The sequence below is a fragment of the Amycolatopsis sp. NPDC101161 genome, assembly GCF_044768185.1.
Lineage (GTDB): Bacteria > Actinomycetota > Actinomycetes > Mycobacteriales > Pseudonocardiaceae > Amycolatopsis.
In genome coordinates this window covers 697,660-719,577 of record NZ_JBIWPI010000001.1, presented here as the reverse complement: position 1 = coordinate 719,577, position 21,918 = coordinate 697,660, and the positions used below count along the sequence as shown (strand labels likewise).

At 71.6% G+C, this 21,918-nt stretch carries 18 protein-coding genes; 8 read left to right on the top strand and 10 right to left on the bottom strand.

Annotation, left to right across the window (positions count from 1 at the left end):
- Position 1 precedes the first annotated feature (1 nt).
- From tal to pgl, 5 genes are read left to right on the top strand one after another with little or no spacing between them, the layout of a single operon-like run.
- A complete protein-coding gene (tal, locus tag ACIRSS_RS03505) occupies positions 2–1,114 on the top strand; it encodes a transaldolase (RefSeq protein WP_400890072.1) in 1,113 nt (370 codons plus the stop codon).
- 8 nt (positions 1,115–1,122) lie between these two features.
- Positions 1,123–2,745 (top strand): glucose-6-phosphate isomerase, encoded by a 1,623-nt coding sequence (locus tag ACIRSS_RS03500; RefSeq protein WP_400890070.1) that lies wholly within the window; start codon positions 1,123–1,125, stop codon positions 2,743–2,745.
- Entirely contained in the window at positions 2,742–4,265 is a 1,524-nt protein-coding gene (zwf, locus tag ACIRSS_RS03495; protein WP_400890068.1) for a glucose-6-phosphate dehydrogenase, read from the top strand. The genes ACIRSS_RS03500 and zwf overlap by 4 nt, the downstream gene beginning before the upstream one ends.
- A complete protein-coding gene (gene opcA, locus ACIRSS_RS03490; protein ID WP_400890066.1) occupies positions 4,262–5,263 on the top strand; it encodes a glucose-6-phosphate dehydrogenase assembly protein OpcA in 1,002 nt (333 codons plus the stop codon). The genes zwf and opcA overlap by 4 nt, the downstream gene beginning before the upstream one ends.
- Positions 5,260–6,039: a 6-phosphogluconolactonase gene (gene pgl / locus ACIRSS_RS03485; RefSeq protein ID WP_400890064.1), complete on the top strand. Its 780-nt coding sequence runs from the start codon at positions 5,260–5,262 to the stop codon at positions 6,037–6,039. Before opcA ends, pgl begins: the two co-directional genes overlap by 4 nt.
- A 52-nt stretch (positions 6,040–6,091) precedes the next feature.
- On the opposite strand, the gene ACIRSS_RS03480 is transcribed toward pgl, so the two are convergent.
- Positions 6,092–6,655: a TetR/AcrR family transcriptional regulator gene (locus ACIRSS_RS03480; RefSeq protein WP_400890062.1), complete on the bottom strand. Its 564-nt coding sequence runs from the start codon at positions 6,653–6,655 to the stop codon at positions 6,092–6,094.
- 124 nt (positions 6,656–6,779) lie between these two features.
- Between ACIRSS_RS03480 and ACIRSS_RS03475 the strand changes: the two genes are divergently transcribed.
- Together ACIRSS_RS03475 and ACIRSS_RS03470 are read left to right on the top strand one after the other, a co-directional pair.
- Positions 6,780–7,880 carry an FAD-dependent oxidoreductase gene (locus ACIRSS_RS03475; protein WP_400890060.1) on the top strand — a complete coding sequence of 367 codons (1,101 nt, stop codon included), beginning with the start codon at positions 6,780–6,782 and terminating at the stop codon, positions 7,878–7,880.
- A 291-nt stretch (positions 7,881–8,171) separates the two neighbouring features.
- Positions 8,172–9,371, top strand: a complete 1,200-nt coding sequence (locus tag ACIRSS_RS03470; RefSeq protein WP_400890058.1) for a sensor histidine kinase — start codon at positions 8,172–8,174, stop codon at positions 9,369–9,371.
- Positions 9,372–9,812: 441 nt separating this feature from the next.
- On the opposite strand, the gene ACIRSS_RS03465 is transcribed toward ACIRSS_RS03470, so the two are convergent.
- From ACIRSS_RS03465 to ACIRSS_RS03440, 6 genes are all read right to left on the bottom strand, one after another.
- On the bottom strand, positions 9,813–10,157 hold the full coding sequence (locus tag ACIRSS_RS03465; RefSeq protein ID WP_086671261.1) for an RNA polymerase-binding protein RbpA: 345 nt from the start codon (positions 10,155–10,157) through the stop codon (positions 9,813–9,815).
- A 107-nt stretch (positions 10,158–10,264) separates the two neighbouring features.
- Positions 10,265–10,495 (bottom strand): preprotein translocase subunit SecG, encoded by a 231-nt coding sequence (gene secG / locus ACIRSS_RS03460; RefSeq protein WP_086845181.1) that lies wholly within the window; start codon positions 10,493–10,495, stop codon positions 10,265–10,267.
- 127 nt (positions 10,496–10,622) lie between these two features.
- Complete coding sequence (gene tpiA, locus ACIRSS_RS03455) at positions 10,623–11,408, bottom strand: triose-phosphate isomerase (RefSeq protein ID WP_400890056.1); 786 nt, start codon at positions 11,406–11,408, stop codon at positions 10,623–10,625.
- On the bottom strand, positions 11,408–12,637 hold the full coding sequence (locus ACIRSS_RS03450) for a phosphoglycerate kinase (protein WP_400890054.1): 1,230 nt from the start codon (positions 12,635–12,637) through the stop codon (positions 11,408–11,410). Before ACIRSS_RS03450 ends, tpiA begins: the two co-directional genes overlap by 1 nt.
- Before the next feature lie 4 nt (positions 12,638–12,641).
- Positions 12,642–13,646 (bottom strand): type I glyceraldehyde-3-phosphate dehydrogenase, encoded by a 1,005-nt coding sequence (gene gap, locus ACIRSS_RS03445; protein ID WP_103336099.1) that lies wholly within the window; start codon positions 13,644–13,646, stop codon positions 12,642–12,644.
- Between the two features lie 776 nt (positions 13,647–14,422).
- Positions 14,423–15,604, bottom strand: a complete 1,182-nt coding sequence (locus ACIRSS_RS03440) for a winged helix DNA-binding domain-containing protein (protein WP_400890052.1) — start codon at positions 15,602–15,604, stop codon at positions 14,423–14,425.
- A 72-nt stretch (positions 15,605–15,676) separates the two neighbouring features.
- On the opposite strand from ACIRSS_RS03440, the gene ACIRSS_RS03435 reads away from it, so the two are divergent.
- Entirely contained in the window at positions 15,677–16,321 is a 645-nt protein-coding gene (locus ACIRSS_RS03435) for a LysE family translocator (RefSeq protein WP_400890050.1), read from the top strand.
- On the opposite strand, the gene ACIRSS_RS03430 is transcribed toward ACIRSS_RS03435, so the two are convergent.
- From ACIRSS_RS03430 to ACIRSS_RS03420, 3 genes are read right to left on the bottom strand one after another with little or no spacing between them, the layout of a single operon-like run.
- Positions 16,302–16,658: an ArsR/SmtB family transcription factor gene (locus tag ACIRSS_RS03430; protein WP_400890048.1), complete on the bottom strand. Its 357-nt coding sequence runs from the start codon at positions 16,656–16,658 to the stop codon at positions 16,302–16,304. The two genes, ACIRSS_RS03435 and ACIRSS_RS03430, sit on opposite strands and share 20 nt — an antisense overlap.
- Complete coding sequence (locus ACIRSS_RS03425; RefSeq protein ID WP_400890046.1) at positions 16,625–17,413, bottom strand: TIGR03620 family F420-dependent LLM class oxidoreductase; 789 nt, start codon at positions 17,411–17,413, stop codon at positions 16,625–16,627. The genes ACIRSS_RS03430 and ACIRSS_RS03425 overlap by 34 nt, the downstream gene beginning before the upstream one ends.
- A gap of 37 nt (positions 17,414–17,450) precedes the next feature.
- The gene (locus ACIRSS_RS03420) at positions 17,451–21,911 is read right to left on the bottom strand and encodes a hypothetical protein (protein ID WP_400890045.1); all 4,461 of its coding nucleotides are present in this window, start codon (positions 21,909–21,911) and stop codon (positions 17,451–17,453) included.
- Positions 21,912–21,918 lie beyond the last annotated feature (7 nt).

Here is a 21,918-nt window from a genome sequence, read left to right as displayed (position 1 = left end):
AATGAGCACCGACAAGCTCGCGCAGCTGTCCGAGGCCGGCGTATCGATCTGGCTGGACGACCTTTCGCGTGAACGCCTGAACACCGGCAACCTCGCCGGCCTGATCCGCGACAAGCACGTCGTGGGCGTGACGACCAACCCGACGATCTTCGCCAACGCGATGTCGAAGGGCGAGGCGTACGACGAGCAGACGAAGGAGCTCGCCGCCCGCGGCGCCGACGTCGAGGCGACCATCCGGGAGCTGACGACGACCGACGTGCGCAACGCCGCGGACCTGTTCCGCGACATCTACACCGCCACCAAGGGCGTCGACGGCCGCGTCTCCATCGAGGTCGACCCGCGCCTGGCCAAGGACTCCGACCGGACCGTGGCCGAGGCGCAGGACCTGTGGAAGACCGTGGACCGGCCGAACGTGCTGATCAAGATCCCGGCCACCGAAGAGGGCCTGCCGGCCATCACCAAGACCCTGGCCGAGGGCATCAGCGTCAACGTCACGCTGATCTTCTCCGTCGAGCGGTACAAGGCGGTCATCGACGCCTTCTTCGCCGGTCTCGAGCAGGCGAAGGCCAACGGCCACGACCTGCGCGGGATCCACTCGGTCGCGTCGTTCTTCGTGTCCCGCGTGGACACCGAGATCGACAAGCGCCTGGACGCGATCGGCACCGACGAGGCCAAGGCCCTGCGCGGCAAGGCCGCCGTCGCCAACGCGCGGCTCGCCTACGCGGCCTTCCAGGAGCGCATCTCGACGGACCGCTGGAAGGCCCTCGCGGCCGAAGGCGCGAACGCGCAGCGCCCGCTGTGGGCCTCGACCGGCGTGAAGAACCCGGACTACTCCCCCACGCTCTACGTCGACCAGCTCGTGGTGAAGGACACCGTCAACACGATGCCGGAGAAGACCATGGACGCGGTCGCCGAGCACGCCGAGATCACCGGTGACCAGGTCACCGGCCGCGCCGCCGAGGCGCAGGAGGTCTTCGACAAGCTCGAGGCCGTCGGCATCGACATCACCGACGTGTTCCTGGTGCTGGAGAACGAGGGTGTCGAGAAGTTCGAGAAGTCGTGGACCGAGCTTCTGGAGACCGTGAACGGGCAGCTCGAGAAGGCGAAGGGCTGACGCACGACATGACGACAGGTGAGAAGACCGGCGTCGAGATCGTGGACGCCGCACTGGCGGAGCGCGCCGCGCCGCTGGCCGAGCAGCTGGTCAACGACCAGATCGCGTCGAAGCTGGCGGCGCAGGACGCGACGCTCTGGGGGCCGGAGGCCGAAGCCGAGGCGTCGATCCGGCTGTCCTGGACGACGCTGCACAAGTCGTCGCGGCCGCTGATCGGCGAGATCGAGGCGCTGCGGACCGAGCTGCGGTCCGAGGGCGTCGACCGCGTCGTGCTGGCCGGAATGGGCGGCTCGTCGCTGGCGCCGGAGGTGATCACCGCGACCGACGGCGTCGCGCTGACCGTCCTCGACACCACCGACCCCGGCCAGGTGGCCGACGCGCTGGCCGGCGACCTCGAGCGCACGGTGATCGTGGTGTCGTCGAAGTCGGGCGGCACCGTCGAGACCGACAGCCACCGGCGGATCTTCGCGAAAGCGTTCGCCGACGCGGGGATCGACGCGGCGCGGCGGATCGTGGTCGTCACCGACCCGGGCTCGCCGTTCCAGGAACTGTCCGAAAAGGAGGGTTATCGCAAGACCTTCCTCGCCGACCCGCACGTCGGCGGCCGCTATTCGGCGCTGACCGCGTTCGGGCTCGTCCCGGCCGGTCTCGCCGGCGCGGACGTCGCCCGGCTGCTCGACCAGGCCGCCTCGGTGGCCGACGAGCTGGCCGCGGACTCGGCGGACAACCCGGCGGTCAAGCTGGCCGCCGCGTGGGCCGCCGCGCACGAAACGGGCGCGGAGAAGGTCGTGCTGGCCGACACCGGCTCGGGCATCAAGGGATTCCCGGACTGGGCGGAGCAGCTGATCGCCGAGTCCACCGGCAAGCAGGGCACCGGCCTGCTGCCGGTCGCGGTCGAGGGCCCGGAGGCGCCCGGCTTCGCCGACGCCAAGTCCGACGCCACGCCCACCGCGGTCGGCAGCCCGCAGGGTGCGGCGAAGATCTCGGTCACCGGCTCGCTGGGCGCGCAGTTCCTGCTCTGGGAGTTCGCCACGGCGCTCGTCGGCCGGCTGCTCGGGATCAACCCGTTCGACCAGCCCGACGTGGAAGCGGCGAAGAAGGCGGCCCGCGCGCTGCTGGACGACCCGGAGAAGCTGAAGGGCGGCGAGACCCCGTCCAATGTGGACGGTCCGGTCGAGATCTTCGGATCCGACGGGGTGGCCACCGAGGGCAGCCTGACCGACGTGCTGGGCGCGTTCTTCGCTTCGGCGCCGGAAGCGGGCTACATCGCGGTCCAGGCCTACCTCGACCGCCTGGACGACGCCTCGGCGTCCCTGCTGCGCGGTGAGATCGCCAAACGCACCGGGCTGCAGACGACGTTCGGCTGGGGACCGCGGTTCCTGCACTCCACCGGCCAGTACCACAAGGGCGGGCACCAGAACGGCGTCTTCCTGCAGCTCACCGGCGCTGTCGAGCAGGACCTCGACGTCCCGGACCGGCCCTACACGCTGGGGCAGCTGCAGCACGCCCAAGCCCTGGGTGACGGGCAGGTGCTCGCCGAGCACGGCCGTCCGGTGCTGCGCCTGCACCTGACCGACCGGGCCGCGGGGCTCGCGGCGGTCGTCCGCGCGGTACAGGAGGTCGGCGCATGACGTGGAAGAACCCGCTGCGCGATCCGCGGGACAAGCGGCTCCCGCGCATCGCCGGGCCGTCCAGCCTGGTGATCTTCGGGGTCACCGGCGACCTGGCCCGCAAGAAGCTGATGCCCGCCATCTACGACCTGGCCAACCGCGGGCTGCTGCCCGCCGGCTTCTCGCTCGTCGGGTTCGCCCGGCGCGACTGGGAGCACCAGGACTTCGGCGAGCTCGTGCACGACTCGGTCAAGGAGCACGCGCGGACGCCGTTCAAGGAGTCGGTGTGGAACCGGCTCGCCGAAGGCATCCGGTTCGTCCAGGGCACCTTCGACGACGACGACGCCTTCGACCGGCTCGCGCAGACGATCAAGGACCTCGACGAGGAACGCGGCACCGGCGGCAACACCGCGTTCTACCTGTCGATCCCGCCCGGCGCCTTCCCGGTGGTGACCAAGCAGCTGGCCCGGTCCGGGCTGGCGCACGCCGACGAGAACACCTGGCGGCGCGTGGTCATCGAGAAGCCGTTCGGCCACGACCTCAAGAGCGCCGAAGAGCTGAACGCGATCGTCAACGACGTCTTCCCCGAGGAGTCGGTGTTCCGCATCGACCACTACCTCGGCAAGGAGACGGTGCAGAACATCCTGGCGCTGCGCTTCGCCAACCAGCTGTTCGAGCCGATCTGGAACGCCAACTTCGTCGACCACGTGCAGATCACCATGGCCGAGGACATCGGCCTCGGCGGCCGCGCGGGGTACTACGACGGCATCGGCGCGGCGCGCGACGTCATCCAGAACCACCTGCTGCAGCTGCTCGCCTTCACCGCGATGGAGGAGCCGCTGTCGTTCGACCCGCGGGCCCTGCGCGCGGAGAAGATCAAGGTGCTCTCGGGCACCAAACCGGTCGAGCCGTTCGACAAGACCACCGCGCGCGGCCAGTACACCGGCGGCTGGCAGGGCGGCATGAAGGTGCCCGGCCTGCTGCAGGAAGAGGGCTTCGCGAAGGACTCGAAGACCGAGACCTACGCCGCGGTGACCCTCGAGGTGCAGAGCCGCCGCTGGGCCGGGGTGCCGTTCTACCTGCGCACCGGCAAGCGGCTCGGCCGCCGCGTCACCGAGATCGCCATCGTGTTCAAGCGGGCGCCGCACCTGCCGTTCGACTCGACGTCGACCGAGGAGCTGGGGCAGAACGCCCTGGTCATCCGGGTCCAGCCGGACGAGGGCATCACGCTGCGGTTCGGCTCGAAGGTGCCGGGGACCACGATGGAGGTCCGCGACGTCACGATGGACTTCGGGTACGGGCACGCGTTCACCGAGTCCTCCCCCGAGGCCTACGAACGCCTGATCCTCGACGTCCTGCTCGGCGAGCCGTCGCTGTTCCCGGTGAACGAAGAGGTCGAGCTCTCCTGGAAGATCCTCGACCCGATCCTGGAGAACTGGGCCAAGGAAGGGTCGCCGGAGCAGTACCCGCCGGGCACCTGGGGCCCGCCGTCCGCCGACGAAATGCTGGAGCGCACCGGCCGGAAATGGAGGCGCCCGTGATCATCGACCTGCCGTCCACCACGACTTCGGCACTCAACAAGAAGCTGGTGGAGATCCGCGAACAGGGCGGGCAAGTCGCGCTCGGGCGGGTTCTGACGCTGGTGATCGTGGCCGACGACGACGCCAAGCTCGAAGAGGCCATCGAGGCGGCCAACGGCGCCAGCCGCGAGCACCCGTCCCGGGTGATCGTGGTGGCCAAGGGCGCCCGCACGGCCGCCCCGCGCATCGACGGCCAGATCCGGGTCGGCGGCGACGCCGGCGCGAGCGAGGTCATCGTGCTGCGCCTGTACGGCCCGCTGGCCGGGCAGGGCCAGAGCGCGGTGGTGCCGCTGCTGCTGCCGGACGCGCCGATCGTCTGCTGGTGGCCCGGGGCCGGTCCGAAGGACCCGGCGAACGACCCGCTCGGGGAGCTGGCCCAGCGCCGGATCACCGACTCCGCCGCGGAAAAGAACCCGGTGAAGGCGCTCACCACGCGCGCGAAGGCGTACACGGCCGGCGACACCGACCTGGCGTGGACCCGGCTGACCCGCTGGCGGGCGCAGCTGGTGTCGGCGCTGGACCTGCCGCCGTACGAGAAGGTCACCGGCGCGACGGTGACCGGCGAGGCCGACTCGCCGTCGACCGAGCTGCTGGCCGGCTGGCTGGCCGAGTACCTCAAGGTGCCGGTCAAGCGGGTCAAGAGCACGGGCGCGGCCGGGATCATCTCGGTGACCCTGAACCGCCGCTCGGGTCCGGTGGAGCTGCACCGGCCGGACGGCCGCGTCGGCACGCTGACCCAGCCGGGCCAGCCGACCCGCCGGATCGCGCTGCAGCGTCGCGACAACCAGGACTGCCTGATCGAGGAGCTGCGGCGCCTCGACCCGGACGAGGTGTACGAGACGTCGCTGCACGGCCTGGGCAAGATCACGTCCGGCACCAACGGCAAGACGGGGGCGCCGGCGAAGGCCGACGTCACGTCCCCGGCGGCCGCGGCGGCTGCTTCCGGTTCGAAGAAATGAGCAAGACGGAAGTAGTCGTCTACGCCAACCAGGACCTCCTGGCCGCCGCGGCGGCGGCCAGGCTGGTCACGCGGCTGGTGGACGTCCAGGCGGCCAAGGGCTCGGCCTCGCTGGTGCTGACCGGCGGCGGCACGGGCATCGCGGTGCTGTCGGAGCTGAGGGAGTCCTCGGCCCGCGACGCGATCGACTGGTCCCGCCTGGACATCTACTGGGGCGACGAGCGGTTCGTCCCGGCGGATTCGGACGAGCGGAACGAGAAGCAGGCCCGCGAAGCCCTGCTCGACCACGTCCCGCTGGACCCGAAGCGAGTCCACGCGATAGCGGCGTCCGACGGCGAGTTCGGGGACGACCCCGATGCGGCGGCGGAGGCTTACGCTTCGGTGCTGGCTTCCCAGGCCGGCCCGGAGGACCACGGCGACGTGCCGTCGTTCGACATCATGATGCTGGGTCTCGGCGGTGAAGGGCACACCGCGTCGGTGTTCCCGGAGTCGCCGGCGGTGTACGAAACCGAGCGGTCGGTGGTGGCGGTGCGCAATTGCCCGAAGCCGCCGCCGACGCGGATTTCGTTGACACTGCCGGCCATCCGGCGGGCCCAGGACGTGTGGTTGATGACGGCCGGGGCGGCGAAAGCGGACGCGGTGGCGTTGGCTCTGTCGGGAGCCGGTGAGGTCCAGCTGCCGGTGGCCGGGGCTCGCGGGCACCGCCGGACGTTGTGGCTGCTGGATCGGGCCGCGGCCGGGAAGCTGACGAAGGTGTACCAGCCGCCGACGGCTTGAGTTCGTTCTCGAAGGCCCCCTCGGTTCGCCGAGGGGGCCTTCGTTATGGGCGCTACTTCACGCGCCAGCCGCGCTCCAGGCAGCCGAAGATCTCCTCCGCGGCCCGGCGCGGGTTCTTCGCCGCCAGGATCAGCTCTCGCGAGGCCAGCGCGAACCGGGCCAGCGCCGCGCACGACACGTCGTCCTCCGGGGCCGCCACCTCCTCCGCGATCGCCCTCGCCAGCGCCGTCTCGTGGCGCATCCACATCCGGCGGGCGTAGTCGCGCAGGACCGGCGTGCTCTCGATCAGCCGGATGAACTCCGGGCTCGGGCCGCCGTCCGCGCTGTCCTGCAGCATGTGCTCGCGCAGCGCTTCCACGATCGAATGGCCCGGCGGCCGGCCGCGGACCGCCCGGACCAGCGCCGCCTCGATGTCGTCGTCCTGGTCGAACAGCAGCGCTTCCTTGCTCGGGAAGTACTTGAACAACGTCGTCACCGAGACGTCGGCGGCGTCGGCCACCTCCTTCACCCCGACCGCGTCGTAGCCGCGCTCCAGGAACAGCTCCAGCGCCGCGTCGGCCAGCGCCTGCCGGGTCTGCGCCTTCTTGCGCTCGCGGCGTCCGATCACTTCGGTCATGCGCCCATCCTACGTGATGGTGGACTCACTTCAAAAGTTAAGTCGTTGCACTTTTTGAGTCACTGTGCTTTTCTGGATCCAGACCGCCGGACTCGCCGGCGGCACCCACTTCCAGGGGGAAGCCATGAACTCCATCGCGATCGTCGGCGCCGGCCTCGGCGGGCTCGCCTGTGCGCGTGTCCTGCAGCTCCACGACATCGACGTCACCGTCTTCGAACAGGAAGCCTCGGCCGACGCCCGCCCCCAGGGCGGCACGCTCGACCTCCACGGCGACACCGGCCAGGTCGCCATGCACACCGCGCGGCTGCACGAACAGTTCCGCGCGCTGGCCCGCCCCGAAGGCCAGCAGATGCGGGCGGTCGACCCGCGCACCGGCGAAACCGTCTTCGACGAGAGCCCCGCCGAGGGCGACGACTTCCGCCCGGAGATCGACCGCGGCCAGCTCCGCGGCCTCCTGCTCGACTCCCTCTCCCCCGGCACGGTCCGCTGGGGCCGTCCGATCGCCGACGTCACCAAGACCGGCGAAGGCGCGCGCCTGACGTTCGCCGACGGCGCGGACCAGGACTTCGACCTGGTCGTCGGCGCGGACGGCGCGTGGTCCCGGGTCCGGCGCACCCTGACCGGCGTCCGGCCCGAGTACAGCGGCGTCACGTTCGTCGAGTTCGGCCTCGACGACGCCGACCACCGCCACCCGGCCCTGGCCGCGCTCACCGGCCAGGGGACGCTGATGACGAAGGTCGACGGCAACGCGCTCGTCGCGCAGCGCACCAGCACCGGCCACATCCGCTGCTACGCGACGTTCTACGCGCCCGAAGACTGGGCCACCGGGCTCGACTTCGCCGACACGGCGGCGGTGCGCGCACAGCTGCTCGAGCGCTACGCCGGCTGGCACCCGAGCGTGCTCGCGTTCCTGCACGAGCTCGACGGCGGGTTCACGCACCGGCCGCTGCAGGTCCTCCCGGTGCCGCACGCCTGGACCCACACCCCCGGCCTCACGCTGCTCGGTGACGCCGCACACCTGATGCCGCCGCTGGGCGTCGGCGCGAACCTGGCCCTGCTGGACGGCACCGAGCTCGCCACCGCGCTGGCGACGGCGCCGAGCGTCGGGGAAGCCGTCCGGACCTACGAGACCGGGATGCTGCCGAGGTCGATCGAGACGGCGAAGGCGTGCGCCACGGGCCTGCACGACCTGCTCGGCGACGACCTCCGGTCCATGGCGGCCTGATGACCCCTTGCCGGACGACCACACGTGGGTAACATGATTCCCACGATGTGGTCGTCTCGGTGCACAGTACGGAGCAGTACTCCCACTCTTGGTAGCACCCTTCCGCCGTCATACCCCGGACGGAGTAGTCGACTACGGAATTCGGACGCCGTAACTCCGACAACGGGTGAAACTTACCGTCTTCGTACGCGACCTCGTTAGCATCCGCACATTTGTCCGTTGCTGCGCGTCCCGATCGGGCCCTGAGCACCTCTCACCAACAAGTCCACAAGACGAATGGGGTCGCCAGCGATGAGTACAGAGGGACTCTCGATTCCAGGCATCTCGATCGCCGGCTCGGGGCCATCGGCCGCCGAGCGGGTGCGCAAGCGCGGGTTGAGCCTGTTCGGCTCGGTGCCGCGCCCCGCTGTGGTCACGTTCGCCATCGAGGCGGCCGCGGTCATCCTGGCCGTGCTCGACGTGTGGCTGGTGATCCCCGAGAAGGCCCAGCCCTATTCGATCTGGCTCTCCGGCGCCGCGTGCCTCGCGGTGGTGTTCCGCCGGAAGTTCCCGTTCCTCGCCGTGCTCGTCGCGGTCCCCGGCTTCCTGGCCGGCTGGGCGCAGCTGGCGTCGATGATCACGCTCGGCATGCTCGCCACCCGCCGTCAGCTGCACTGGCAGACGTGGGTCGGCGCGGCGCTGGTGTGGTGCTGCCGGTTCGTCCAGTGGCCGCTGGAGGACTTCGCCCAGCTCAGCTGGCGTGAACACATCCTCGACGGCATCTACGGCGTCCTCGTCGCCGGCATGCCGATCGCGATCGGCCTGCTCATCGGCGCGCGGGCCGAGGTTTCGAACAAGCTCGCCGAGCTGGCCACCAGCCGCGACCGCGAGCGCCGCTTCCACGCCGACGCCGTCCGCGCGGAGGAGCGCGCCCGGCTGGCGCGCGAAATGCACGACGTCGTCTCGCACCAGATCACGCTGATCGCGATGCAGGCCGGCGCGCTGCAGGCCCAGTCGACCGACGACCGGGCGCAGGAGACCGCGCAGGTCATCCGGACGCTCTCGAAGCGGACCCTGGAGGAGCTGCGGTCCCTGCTGAGCGTGCTGCGCGCGGGCGCCGACGACGACGGCCCGCGCCCCGGGATCAACGACCTCGACCGGCTGATCCGGACGTCGGAGGTCCCGGTGCACCTGTCGGTGGAGCACCTGCCGGAGGCGCTGCCGAACCAGGTGTCGGCGGCGGCGTACCGGACGGTCCAGGAGTGCCTGACGAACGTCCACAAGCACGCCCCGGGCGCGACGGCGACGATCCGCATCCAGGGCGAGCACGGAGCGCTCAAGATCGAGGTCCGCAACGAGCGAGCCCGCCGGACAGCGGAGGCCCTGCCCTCGGGCGGCCACGGGTTGACGGGCCTGGCCGAGCGGGCGCGGCTGCTGGGCGGGAGTTTCGAGACGTCCGGCACGGAGGACGGCGGGTTCCGCGTCCGGGCCCGGTACCCGCTGGACCGCTGAGGGCGGCCGCCGCCCCCCGGTAGCCAGTTTATCGGTGGGGTACGACGATTTCGGATTCGATGGAGCCGCGAACGGCGGATTCCGGACGGAATGGGCCGGGATTCGCCGTTCGCGGCTCTTTTCGTGCGGAACTGTCGGGGGTCGCCGGTAGCGTGGAAATCGGGGGCTGCTCACGCGGATTCGGCAGCTCCGGCGCGCGGCACCAGGAGTGAGTTCGGCCAGGTAGTAGGCGGCGCGGCGGGCGATCGCATCGCGTGGCGGCCCGAGGGACGTGAATACGCTTTGCCCGCGATCACCGTCTCCGGCCGCCGCCTTGCCGCGATGGCAGCAGCGGCTCGATCGCCGCCCACGCCTTGTCCGTCAACTCACCCGCGACGAACCAGTCCGGAACGCGCGAAAAACCACCCCGAGGTGACCCGGGGTGGCTCTCGGCCGCCGAAGTTAGATGATCTCCCGGCGCTGGCGCAGGCGCTCGAGGGCTTCGGCCAGGATGGCCTCGCCGTCGGCGTCGCTGCGCCGCTCCTTCACGTACGCCAGGTGTGTCTTGTAAGGCTCGGTCCGCGGTGCGGCCGGCGGGTTCTTCTCGTCCTGCCCGCCGGGGAGGCCGCAGCGCGGGCAGTCCCACTCGTCCGGGATCTCCGCGTCGAGCGCGAACGACGGCCGGGCTTCGTGGCCGTTGGCGCACCAGTAGCCGACCCGGCGCCGCGGCGCCGATTCTCCTCGTTCCGATTCGCCCGTAGGACCGGCACCCACCCGGGTGCCCCGAATCGCGTTACCGCCAACCATGAATCCTCACACCTAGGAATCGGCGGCGCGCCCCCCAATAGGCACGCCGAATCGCTGCGCTCCCCCGTCGTGACCCGGTCGCGATCGACGGCGGAACGCCGGACGCCTCACACCTTGAGCAGCAGACCCAGGCCCACGATGCTGATCAGCCAGACCGCGCCCAGCAGCAGGGTGATGCGGTCGAGGTTCTTCTCGGCCACGCTCGACCCGGCCAGGCTCGACTGCATCCCGCCGCCGAACAGCGACGACAGGCCACCGCCCCGGCCCCGGTGCAGCAGCACCGCGACCACCAGGAAGACGCTGGTGACGATCAACAGGATTTGCAGGAACAGCTTCATGTCATCCTCTGGGCTCTAGGAGAATGCAGGGGTACGGCATGGTCGTTTCCGACCACCACCGTACCCCTGGACTCGTCCACTGCTGTGTGACGGACCGGATACACAGGCTACCCGGTCGTGGCCTCGATCAGGGCAGCGGCCCGCCCGCGGCGAGTGCGCAGAGTTTCGTGAACTCCTCGCCGTCGAGGCTCGCTCCGCCGACCAGGGCACCGTCGATGTTCTCGCAGCCCACCAGCTCGCTGATGTTGCCCGACTTCACCGACCCCCCGTAGAGCACCCGGACGGACGAAGCGACCTCGTCGCCGTACTTCTCCTGGAGGGTCGCCCGGATGGCTTTGCAGACCTCTTCGGCGTCGGCCGATGAGGCGACCTTGCCGGTGCCGATCGCCCAGACCGGCTCGTACGCGACCACCACGTCCTTGACCTGCTCGGCCTTGAGGCCCTTCAGGCCCTCGATCAGCTGCGTCGTGGTGTGGTGGATGTGCTCGCCGGCCTCGCGGACCTCGAGCTTCTCCCCGATGCAGAGGATCGGCGTGATGCCGTGCTTGAGCGCGGCCTTGACCTTCTTGTTGACCAGCTCGTCGGTCTCGGCGTGGTACTCGCGCCGCTCCGAGTGCCCGACGGCGACGAACTTGCAGCCCAGCTTCGCCAGCATCAGGCCCGAGATGTCACCGGTGTAGGCGCCGGAGTCCTGCGGCGCGAGGTCCTGCGCACCGTAGGTGAGCGAGAGCTTGTCGCCGTCGACCAGGGTCTGCACGCTGCGGATGTCGGTGAACGGCGGCAGCACCGCCACGTCGACCTTCGCGTAGTACTTCTCCGGCAGCGCGAAGGCGATCTTCTGGACGAGCGCGATCGCCTCGAGGTGGTTCAGGTTCATCTTCCAGTTGCCGGCGATGAACGGCTTGCGTGCCACTAGTTCTTCTCCTCCAGGGCGACCTTTTCCAAGGCAGAGACGCCCGGCAGTTCCTTGCCTTCGAGGTACTCCAGCGAGGCACCGCCGCCGGTGGAGATGTGCGAGAAGCCGTCCTCGGGCAGCCCGAGCTGACGGACGGCCGCCGCCGAGTCGCCGCCGCCGACCACGGTGAACGCGTCGCTCTTCACGAGCGCCTCCGCGACGGCCCGGGTGCCGCCGGAGAACGCCTCGAACTCGAACACGCCCATCGGGCCGTTCCAGAACACGGTCTTGGCGTCGGCCAGCTTGCCGGCGAACAGCTCCCGGCTCTTCGGGCCGATGTCGAGGCCCTGGCGGTCGGCCGGGATGGCGGTGGCGTCGACGACCTCGTGCTCGGCGTCGGCCGAGAACTCCGTCGCGGCGAGCACGTCGACCGGCAGGACCAGTTCGACGCCGCGCTTCTCGGCTTCGGCGAGGAAGCCCTTGACCTGGTCGAGCTGGTCGGCCTGCAGCAGCGACTGGCCGACCTCGTGGCCCTGGGCCTTGAGGAACGTGTACGCCATGCCGCCGCCGATGAGCAGCCGGTCGACCTTGGTCAGCAGGTTCGCGATGACGCCGAGCTTGTCGGACACCTTCGCGCCGCCGAGGACGACCACGTAGGGCCGCTGGACGTCGTCGGTGAGCTTCTTCAGCACGTCCAGCTCGGCCAGCACCAGGCCGCCCGCGTACGCCGGGAGGACCGACGCGACCTCGTAGACCGAGGCCTGCTTGCGGTGGACGACGCCGAAGCCGTCGGAGACGAACGCGCCGCCCGGGACGAGCGCGCCCAGCTCGGCGGCCAGCTCGGAGCGGTCCACGGCGTCCTTGCTGGTCTCGCGCGCGTCGAAGCGCACGTTCTCCAGCAGGACGACACCGCCGTCGGCGAGGCCGCCGGTCAGCGCCTTCGCGGACTCGCCGACCAGGTCACCGGCCAGCGCGACCTCGGCGCCGAGCAGCTCCGAGAGCCGCTTCGCGACGGGCGCGAGGGTGTACTTCGGGTCCGGCTCGCCCTTCGGGCGGCCGAGGTGCGCCGTGACGACGACCTTGGCGCCCGCGTCGGCGAGCTTCTTGATCGTCGGCAGCGCCGCGCGGACCCGGCCGTCGTCGGTGATGCGCTCCCCGTCGAGCGGGACGTTCAGGTCGGACCGCACGAGTACGTACCGGCCCTGAACGCCCTCGCCCAGCAGGTCGTCGAGGTTCTTGACGCTCATCTGTTCAGGACAGCTTCGAACCGACGAGCTTGACCAGGTCGGCGAGGCGGTTGGAGTAGCCCCACTCGTTGTCGTACCAGCCGACGACCTTGACCTGGTTGCCGATGACCTTGGTCAGCGGCGCGTCGTAGATGCAGGACGCCGGGTCGGTGACGATGTCCGACGAGACGATCGGGTCCTCGTTGTAGCGCAGGTAGCCCGACAGCGCGCCCTCGGCGGCGGCCTTGTAGGCGGCGTTGACCTCTTCGAGGGTCGCGGCCTTGGTCAGGGTGACCGTGAGGTCGGTGGCCGAGCCGGTCGGCACCGGGACGCGCAGCGCGTAGCCGTCCAGCTTGCCCTGCAGCTCCGGCAGGACGAGGCCGATGGCCTTCGCGGCGCCGGTCGAGGTCGGCACGATGTTCAGCGCGGCGGCGCGGGCGCGGCGCATGTCCTTGTGCGGCGCGTCCTGCAGGTTCTGGTCCTGCGTGTACGCGTGGATCGTGGTCATCAGGCCCTGCTCGATGCCGAACGCGTCCTGCAGGACCTTGGCCAGCGGGCCGAGGCAGTTGGTGGTGCAGGAGGCGTTCGAGATGATGTTCTGCGAGCCGTCGTACTTGTCGTCGTTGACGCCGAGCACGATGGTGAGGTCCTCGCCCTTGGCGGGCGCGGAGATGATGACCTTCTTGGCACCGCCGGCGATGTGCGCCTTGGCGGCGTCGGCGTTGGTGAAGAAGCCGGTCGACTCGACCACGACGTCCACGCCCAGGTCGCCCCAGGGCAGGTTGGCCGGGTCGCGCTCGGCGAGGGCCTTGATGGTCTTGCCGTCGACGACGATGCCCTCGTCGCTGACGCTGACCTCACCCGGGAACCGGCCCAGGATGGAGTCGTACTTCAGCAGGTGGGCCATGGTCGCGACGTCGCCGAGGTCGTTGAACGCGACGACCTCGATGTCGTGGCCGCTGGCCTGCACGGCGCGGAAGAAGTTGCGGCCGATGCGGCCGAAGCCGTTGACACCTACGCGAACGGTCACTGCTGCCACTCCTCTGGGGATCGGCCGGGTGACCCGGCCGTGACTTGCGGGCTCGCGGCAACCCTAGCGTGCGGGCGCGCGCGTCCCTGACTGCCCTGACGAGACTTCCACCACTTGGCGAACGGGTCAAGAATCGATTAAGAAGCCGGGGGTGTGGTGGTGGGGTTTCGGGCGTGGGGCGGTCGGGGGTTGGGGTCTTGTTCGCGGGACCGGTTCCGGCTGGCTGTGGTGGGTGCGGGTGGGCGGGTCCCGGTGGGTCTGGTTGGGTGCTGTAACGATTCAGTCGATGGGGTGGAGTTGGGTGGTGAAAGGCTGGTTTGGAGAGGGGCTCGGGGCGGCTTTTGGAGGGGGGCGTGAGGTCTATGACTCGACCGATCCAGCGATAGGAGGGGCGGCCGCGGGGCAGGGTTGAAGGCGGGCCCGGCTCGGCAGGAGTCACCTCGGCAGGCACTCGCGGCCCATGGGCCCGACCGCAGCGGGGCTGGGCTCGGCGGACGCGGCTCGGCTCAGCCCGACTCGGCTCGGCCGGCTCGACTTAGCTTGGTTGGGCTCGGCTGGGCCCGGCTCGACCTCAGTCCAGCCCGGCTTGGCCCAACCTCGGGGCGGCTCGGCCCGGCTCAACCCGACCTCGGCCCCACTCGGCTCGGTCTGGCTCGGCTCAGCCCGACCTCCGCTCGGCTCAGCCAGACCTCGGCTCGGCTCGCCTCGGCCCGACCTCGGCTCGGCTCGGCTCGGCTCGGCCGAGCGTCATCCCACCTGAGCGGCAGTCCCCTCCCCTACGCCGTCAACTCGCGTTCGAGCGGCGTCCGGAACCGCGGCACCGCCCTCACTTCCCCATACCAACTCGCGCACCGGTCCGCCTCCGCCTCCACCCTCTCCGCGACCTCCGACCCCACGTCCTCCAACAGCCGGTACGCGATTTCGCCCGATGGTCGCTGCGCCCAGCCTCCGACTACCCGGCCGGATGCCCACACCGTCGGGCCGATGTTGCCGCTGCGGTCGAACAGCGCCGGCCGGTGCGGGCCCAAGAACCACTCTCGCTCCTGCCAGCCCATCGGGGTCGGGTCCAACGCCGGCAGGAACGCCACCCACGGCGACGGCTCGGGCACCGGCGGAAGGTCGTCCGCCAAGGCCACGCCGGGTACTCCCTCCAGGTCCACCTCCACCGGGGACACCGCAGCCAATGCCTTCTTCGTCTGCGCCGCCGTCCAGCCCGTCCACCAGCGCAGGTCCGACACCGGCGCCGGGCCGTACGCGTGCAGCCAGCGGCGGGCCAGCTCCGCCCGGGCCTCCTCCGCGTCCCACGACCGCAGCCCCGGCACCCAGGCGTCCAGCGGGTGCCACACGTACTGGCTGCTGAGCCAGCTGCCGCGGGGCCGGCCGCGGGCGATGCGGCCGTCGGCCGCCAGGAGGAACAGCACCCGGCTCGTCACGTTGCCGATCGCTTCGTACGGCTTCCCCGCCGCCATCAGCAGCTGCTGGCGCAACCTCGGCTCGTCCTCGCTCAGCTGCTGCGCCGTCGCCGAACCGCGGGCGCGCAACGCCGCCTCCACCGACTCCTCGACCTCCGCCAGCCACTTCCCCGGCTCCGGCACGTTCTCCGGATGCCCCTGCTGCCCGAGGTGCTGTTCGAGGAGCTTCCGCTGCTTGACGGCGATGTCCGCCGAGCACCCGGCCTGCACGAGCGCCGCCGTGTCCAGGGTCGTCACGAACACCGTGCGGCGCATGCCGAGCAGCCGCAGCAGCGTCCGGTCGTCGTACAACGCTTGCTCCACCAGGGAAATCCCCGGCGTCGCGAGCCGCGCGGACGCCGAGAGGTGCACCGTCGCCGGGTCGGTGGCGTGCAGGGCCACCACCCCGGTCACGGCGTCGGTGACCGTGGCCGCGGGCGCGGCCAGGTGGTGGCGGACCGCGAGACGGGCCCGGCGCTGCGCGGTGCTGATCGTCGGTGGAGGCACCCGCTGTTGATACCACCCGCCACCGACAAAAACCGCTGGTCGCCCGGTCCGGCCCGGGGATAGCCTCACGAAATGGTCTCCGGCGCGCACTTCGCGGCCTTCGCCGCGCTGACGTTCCTCATGGTCGTCGTCCCCGGGCCGAGCGTGCTGTTCACCATCAGCCGCGCGCTCACGGTCGGGCGCCGCGACGCGCTGCTCACCGTCGTGGGCAACTCCGCGGGTGTCTACACGCAGGTCGTCGCGGTCGCGTTCGGCCTCGGCGCGCTCGTGACGACGTCGGCCGCGGTCTTCACCGCCATCAAGATCGCCGGCGCGATCTACCTCGTCTACCTGGGCATCCAGGCGTTCCGCCACCGGCGCAAGCTCACCGAGGCCATGGCCGCCCGGGTGCGCGCGACGCCCGGCCGGCTTGTGACCGTGCTGCGCGACGGCTTCGTCGTCGGCTTCGCGAACCCGAAGTCGATCGTGTTCCTCGCCGCGCTGCTGCCCCAGTTCGTCGACCCGGCGGCCGGGTCCGTGCCGGTCCAGATGCTGCTGCTCGGCCTGTGCCTGCCGGCGATCGCGCTGGCCACCGACAGCGCGTGGGCGCTGGTCGCGGGCACGGCCCGCGCGTGGTTCGCCCGCTCGCCGAAGCGCCTGGAGATGGTCGGCGGCACCGGCGGGCTCGTGATGATCGGCCTCGGCACGACGCTGGCGTTCACCGGCCGGGGTGACTGAGCACCAGGTCCAGCAACCCCGGGAACGCGGCGTCGAATTCAGGGCGTCGCAAGCGGTTCAGCCGCCGCGGGCCTTCGTCGCGCTGCTCGATCAACCCTGCCGCGCGCAGGACCCCGAAGTGGTGGCTGAGCGTCGCCTTCGCCACCGGCAGGTCGAACGTGCCGCACGCCTTCGACCACTCCGGCACTTCGGCGAGCGAGCGCAGGATGCTGCGGCGCACGGGATCGGCGACCGCGGCGAGGGCGTCCTGCAAGGACACCTTCGCCGGGACGCCGTGGGTGAGGCCGCGGGCCCGCGCCGAGGTCACCGCACGGCCTCCGCGAGCGCCGGCCACCATTCGCGGGGCAGGTCACCGGCCGGGACGACGACCTGGTCCGCCCCCGCCGCCCGGTACTCGCGCAGCCGGGCGACGACCGTGTCGAGATCGCCGCGCACGGTCAGCCCGTCGACGAGGGAGTCCGAGAGGTCCGCGATGTCGGCGTCGGTGAAGCCCATGCGGCGGAAGTTGTTCGCGTAGCCCGGCATCCCGGCCAGGAACCGCAGGGAACCGGAACGGGCGCGATCGCGGGCCGTCGCCGCGTCGGACTCCGGAACGACGTTCAGCAGCACGATCAGCTGCCTCCCCGCGCCGAGGATCTCACGCGCCGAAGCGACGTAGTCCGTCGTCACCAGGAACGGGTACGCGCCGGCCGCGCGGTCCCGCGCCAGCTCCAGCATCTTCGGGCCGAGCGCCGAAAGGATCCGCGCGGACGCGGGGACGGTGTCGTCCAGCTCGTCGAGGTAGTCGTTCAGGGTGGCCAGCGGACGCGGGCCGTGGGCGCCGCCGAGGCCGACGACGAACCGCCCGGCCGGCAGGTCCGCGTACGCCCGGGCGACGTCGGCGGCGGGCACCCGGTCGACCGGCAGGATGCCGCTGGCCACCGGGATCTTCGCGGTCCCGTGGACGACATCGGTGATCAGCGGCAGGTTGCTGCCCTGCCCGCCCGGCAGCCAGAGCGCGGCGTACCCCAGCTCCTCCAGCTCGGTGGCGGCCGCGACGGTCTCCGGCCCGGTCGTGCCCAACGTGGCGCCCAGCGCCCCCAGGTTCGTCATGCGCCGGGCAACCACGGAACTCCGGAAGATGTTCCCGTCACGCCGTTTGTTCGTCCTCAGCGGAATCCGCGGGCGCTTCGGCCGGCCTCGTGAACATCCGGGTCGCCGACAGCCGCGCGACGCCGTCCGGGTCGCCCAGGTCGTCCAGGGAGTTGCGGATCGTCGAGTCCACCGACAGGTACTTGCGGCCCGCCCGCAGGTCGGCGTCGTTGCGCAGCCGCACGATCAGCGGGAACTCCGACAGCGCGCCCGCGTCGAACAGGCCCGTCGTGTAGATCAGCTGCACGCCCAGTGCTTCGGCGACCGCGCGCTGCAGCTCCAGGAGGTACCCGGCGGACGCGCGGCCGATCGGGTTGTCCAGGAACAGCACGCCCGAGTGCCGGTTGCGGACCTTGCCGCGGTTGTTGGCCCGCAGCGCGGCCAGCGTGCAGTAGAGGATGATCGCCGCGGTCAGCTGCTGGCCGCCGGAGAAGACGTCCCGGATCTCCGAGACGCGCTGGCGTTCGGTCCGCAGCACCGAGTCCGGCTTGAGCATGTCGACGCGGAAGCCCTTGGGCGCTGCCGCCCGGACGCCGCGCAGCACCAGGGAAAGCCCGTCTCGCTTGACGTCCCGGCCGTCCGCGGTCTTGCCGACGGCGGCCTCGTCGACGACCTCGCCGAGCTTCTCGGTGAGCGCGTTGTCCTCCAGCTCGGTGAACCGGATGCGCAGGAACTCCTGCCCGGACCAGTCGCCGAGGCCGTCCGGCAGCCGCGAGACGCGCTGGGCCGAGCGCAACGTCCGGAGCGCGCCGTCGACCATGCCCTGCAGGCGCGTGATGATGCCGCCGCGGTGCCGGTCGATCTGCGCGAGGTCGTCGGTGAGCGACCGCAGCCGCGGCCGCAGCGCCTCCGCCCACTCGGCGGCGTGCGCCGGGAGCTGGTCGCGCTTGACGGAGATGACCTGCTGGCGCACCGGCGTGCTCAGCTTCTCGAACCGCTTCTCCGTCGCGTACTGCGCGAGCTGGTCCGCGGCGGCGCGCACCCGCCGGTCGCCCGCGTCGGCGGCTTCCTGCGCCTGGCCGAGCGTCGCGTTGAGGCGGCTGTGCTGGGCGCGGGCGGTCTCGACGTCGCCGTCGTAGGCGTCGGCGTCCGTGTCGGTGACCAGGTGGGCCATCGACTCCGCGAGCAGCGCGAACCCGGACGCCGAACTGCGGGCCGACTCCAGCGTCGCCTCCGCCGCCGCCCGGCGTTCCTGCAGCTCTTCCCACTTGCGCGCGGCGGCCGAAGCTTCCAGGCCGGCCGCGTCGATCAGCTCCAAGCCGTGCTCGATGTCCCGCGGCTTCTCGCCGTTGACGCCGTTCTGCAGCGGCAGCGCGTCCAGCTCGGCGCGCCGCGTCGAGACGAGCCCGATCGCTTCGGTGCGCTCGTCTTCCAGGCCGTCGACGACGCGGCGGGCGCGCGCCAACGCGGCCGCGCGGGCGGACGCGTCGGAGCCGTCCGGCGTCTCCAGCAGCTCGGCCGCGCGGGCCCGGACCACCTCGTCCAGCGACTCCACGGCCGATCCCGCGGCCGCTTCGGCGGATTCGGCCTGCTCCAGCTCGGCGCGCAGGTCGCTGCCGACCTCGACCTTCGCGTACGACTCGGACGCCGACAAGTACGTCCGCCGCAGCGCGTCGACCGGTTCCGATGGCACCGGGCCCTCGGCGGCGTCGGCCGCGCCGGGCACCTCGGCGAGCTCGGCGCGCGCGGTGGTCGCGGTGCGGCGGTGGCCGTCGGCGGTGCGCTGCTCCTCCCCCGCCTGCTCGCGCAGCCGCGCGGCCTTGCCCGCCGCGTCGGCGGCCTGCAGGTCGGCGCGCTCGGCGACCTCGGTGGCGCGCTCGACGTCTTCGGTCCATTCGGTGATCCGCGCGCTGCGCGCACCCAGCTCGCCGAGCCGCCGCGCCTTCTCCTCGGCTTCGGCCGCGGCCGCGCGGAGCTCGGGGACGCGCTCTCGCAGCGACGCCGCTTTTTCGCTCAACCGCGCGAATTCCGCGTCGGCCTGCTCCAACGCCGTGCGCGCGGTCTCGCGGGCGGTGCGGGCCGCCTGGGCCTGCTCGGCCAGGGTCGCGACGGCGCCGGGCGGGTAGTCCTCGCGCCAGGTCGTGAGCTTCCACGTCAACGCGCCGTCCGCGGACAGCTTGGCGGACAACGACTCCAGTCGCCGCTGCCGCTCGGTGTGCCGCCGTGCGACGGCTTCCCGCTCGGCGTCGGCGGCTTCTTCGTCGTACATCGCGGGGTTCGGCGGCACGAGGAACTCGACGCCGGGCGCGGTGGGCGCCTCGGCCAGGAGTGCTTCGGTGGTGCCCACGGCGATGGTCGCGCTCGGCAGCAACCGTCGCTTGGTGAGCACTTCGCGGGCGCGGTCGACGTGCGCGGCGTCGTTCAACAGCACGCCGGACACCAGCTGCGGCAGGGTCTCCAGCACTTCGGCACGCCTACCGGCGTCCAGTTTGGACAGATAACGCCAGCCGGACCACGCGGTGATCCCGGCTTCCTCCAGCGCGTCGAGGGCGGCCTGGACGTCCTCCGGCGGCGGCAGCAGGCCACCGGATCCGAGCGCCGCCAGCGCGCGCTCGTCGGCGGACTCCTCCATCCGCAGCGCGGTCTGCTCCTTCTCGACGGCCGCGCTCGCCTCGCGCAGCCGTTCCAGCAGCACCGGCAGGTCGCTTTCGAGAGCGACGTCGTCGGCGCCGAGCAGCTCGATCAGGCGCCCCTCCGTGGCCAGCGCGTCGGTCCGGCGGTGGGCGCGGTCGAGGTCCTCGGTGGCGCGCTCGAAGCGGTCCTGGGTGGTGCCCGCGAGCTGGTGGGCCTCGTTCACGGCCCGTTGCGCCGCTTGGAGATCCGTGGCGACGCGGTCGAGTTCCTGCTCGCGCCGCGCGAGTTCGGCGGTGGCCGCTTCGGCGGCGCTGCGGGCGGCGCGAGACGCTTCGGCGACGTCGGCCCCCGACGGCAGCAGCCCGGCCCGCACGGCGTTCTGGACTTCTTCGCGCAGCTCGGTGATCCGCGCGGTCAGCCCGCGCGCCTCGGCCCGGCGACCGGCCGCGAGGTTGGCGGCTTCGTCGCGTTCGGTCTGCGCCTTCTCGGCTTCGGCCCGCAACGCGCCCGCGTGCGCCTCGGCCTTGTCGGCCTGGCGCTGGGCGTCCTGCGCCAGCGCGTGCAACCCGCGTGCGAGCGCCGAAGCGGCGTCGTTGCGCGCCTTCAGCGCCGGCCGCGCCTTCTCTTCGCGGCTGCCGACCAGTTCGCGCAGGTCCTTCGCCTTGCGAGCCGAGTTCAGCTGGTTGAGCACGGTCGCCGTCTCGCGCCACGCTTCGGCCTCGGTCTTCGCCGCAGCGAGTTCGGTGTCGACGCGCTTGCGGACCTCCTGGGCTTCGTCCAAGCGCAGCACGGCGACCAGGCGACGCAGCTCCGTGACGGCCGCGGCGAGCCGCCGGTGGTCGCCCTCGGCGAGCTTCTCCGCGGACTTGACCTCGGTGACGTGGTCCTCGAGCCCGGACAGCCGCGCGTTCTCGAGTTCGTTGCGCGCGACGACGCGGGCGGCGAGCGCGGCCATGTCGGCCTTCGCGGACTCGGCGATCTTCCGCGACTCCGCGGCGACGCCTTCTTCGGCGGCCAGCGGGCCCAGCAGGTCCAGGGCGCCGGCCACGAAGTCGCGTTCCGCCAGGAGATCCCCGCGTTGCGCCAGGTTGTGCGCGTACGTGGAAACGACCTCGGCGAGGTCCTTCGGCTCCTCTTCGGAGATCACTGCGCGCAGCAGGAACTCGACGAACGCGTCGTCGGTGCCGAAGGCGAACGCGTCCGCCGCCTCGCCTTCGCCGGCGTTCATCGCGCGCTGGTAGCGGAACAGCTCGGTGTCGAGGCCGAGCGTGTCGAGCCGGCCGGTCCACTCGTGGTGGCGGCGGGTCCAGGACAGCTCCAGCTCGGGCTCGGCCAGCTGGGCCGCGGCGAGCTTGTCGTGGAAGCCGGACATGGTGAGCAGCCGGCCGTCCTGGGTCATCGGCAGCGAATCGAGCCCCAGCGCGGCGGTCGGGCGGAAGCAGTACCAGGAGTCGGCGAGGTTCTCCGAGTCGGCGGACACGACGTGCCCGCGCCATTCGGAGACCTTGCCGGTGATGATCCGGTGCCCGCTCTCGACGTGCAGCCACTCCAGCACGACGTGCGAGACGTCCTTGGCGGCGACGAACTTCTCGAGCACCTTGGTGCTGGTGGTGCCGACGACCTGGCGCCGTCCCGGCAGCATCACCGAGAAGATCAGCTTGATGAGGACGGACTTGCCGCCGCCGTTCTCCAGGAACAGCACGCTGGCCGGCGACGGGCGGCGCAGCTCGGCCGGGCCCGTCGCGTGGATGCCGGCGCTGAACAGCGCGTCCTGCTGCGGGGCGGTGATCTTGGCGCCGACGCCGCTGAAGTCGAGCACGACATCCTGGTAGCGCGCACCCGCCGGGCCCACGGAATGCAGGCGGACCCGCGAAAGCTCGTACATCTACTCC

Coding starts and splice junctions, on each gene's coding strand:
- tal (WP_400890072.1), top strand. CDS start 2: ATGAGCACCGACAAGCTCGCGCAGCTGTCCGAGGCCGGCGTATCGATC.
- ACIRSS_RS03500 (WP_400890070.1), top strand. CDS start 1,123: ATGACGACAGGTGAGAAGACCGGCGTCGAGATCGTGGACGCCGCACTG.
- zwf (WP_400890068.1), top strand. CDS start 2,742: ATGACGTGGAAGAACCCGCTGCGCGATCCGCGGGACAAGCGGCTCCCG.
- pgl (WP_400890064.1), top strand. CDS start 5,260: ATGAGCAAGACGGAAGTAGTCGTCTACGCCAACCAGGACCTCCTGGCC.
- ACIRSS_RS03480 (WP_400890062.1), bottom strand. CDS start 6,655: ATGACCGAAGTGATCGGACGCCGCGAGCGCAAGAAGGCGCAGACCCGG.
- ACIRSS_RS03475 (WP_400890060.1), top strand. CDS start 6,780: ATGAACTCCATCGCGATCGTCGGCGCCGGCCTCGGCGGGCTCGCCTGT.
- ACIRSS_RS03470 (WP_400890058.1), top strand. CDS start 8,172: ATGAGTACAGAGGGACTCTCGATTCCAGGCATCTCGATCGCCGGCTCG.
- ACIRSS_RS03465 (WP_086671261.1), bottom strand. CDS start 10,157: ATGGTTGGCGGTAACGCGATTCGGGGCACCCGGGTGGGTGCCGGTCCT.
- secG (WP_086845181.1), bottom strand. CDS start 10,495: ATGAAGCTGTTCCTGCAAATCCTGTTGATCGTCACCAGCGTCTTCCTG.
- ACIRSS_RS03450 (WP_400890054.1), bottom strand. CDS start 12,637: ATGAGCGTCAAGAACCTCGACGACCTGCTGGGCGAGGGCGTTCAGGGC.
- ACIRSS_RS03435 (WP_400890050.1), top strand. CDS start 15,677: ATGGTCTCCGGCGCGCACTTCGCGGCCTTCGCCGCGCTGACGTTCCTC.
- ACIRSS_RS03430 (WP_400890048.1), bottom strand. CDS start 16,658: ATGGTGGCCGGCGCTCGCGGAGGCCGTGCGGTGACCTCGGCGCGGGCC.
- ACIRSS_RS03425 (WP_400890046.1), bottom strand. CDS start 17,413: ATGACGAACCTGGGGGCGCTGGGCGCCACGTTGGGCACGACCGGGCCG.
- ACIRSS_RS03420 (WP_400890045.1), bottom strand. CDS start 21,911: ATGTACGAGCTTTCGCGGGTCCGCCTGCATTCCGTGGGCCCGGCGGGT.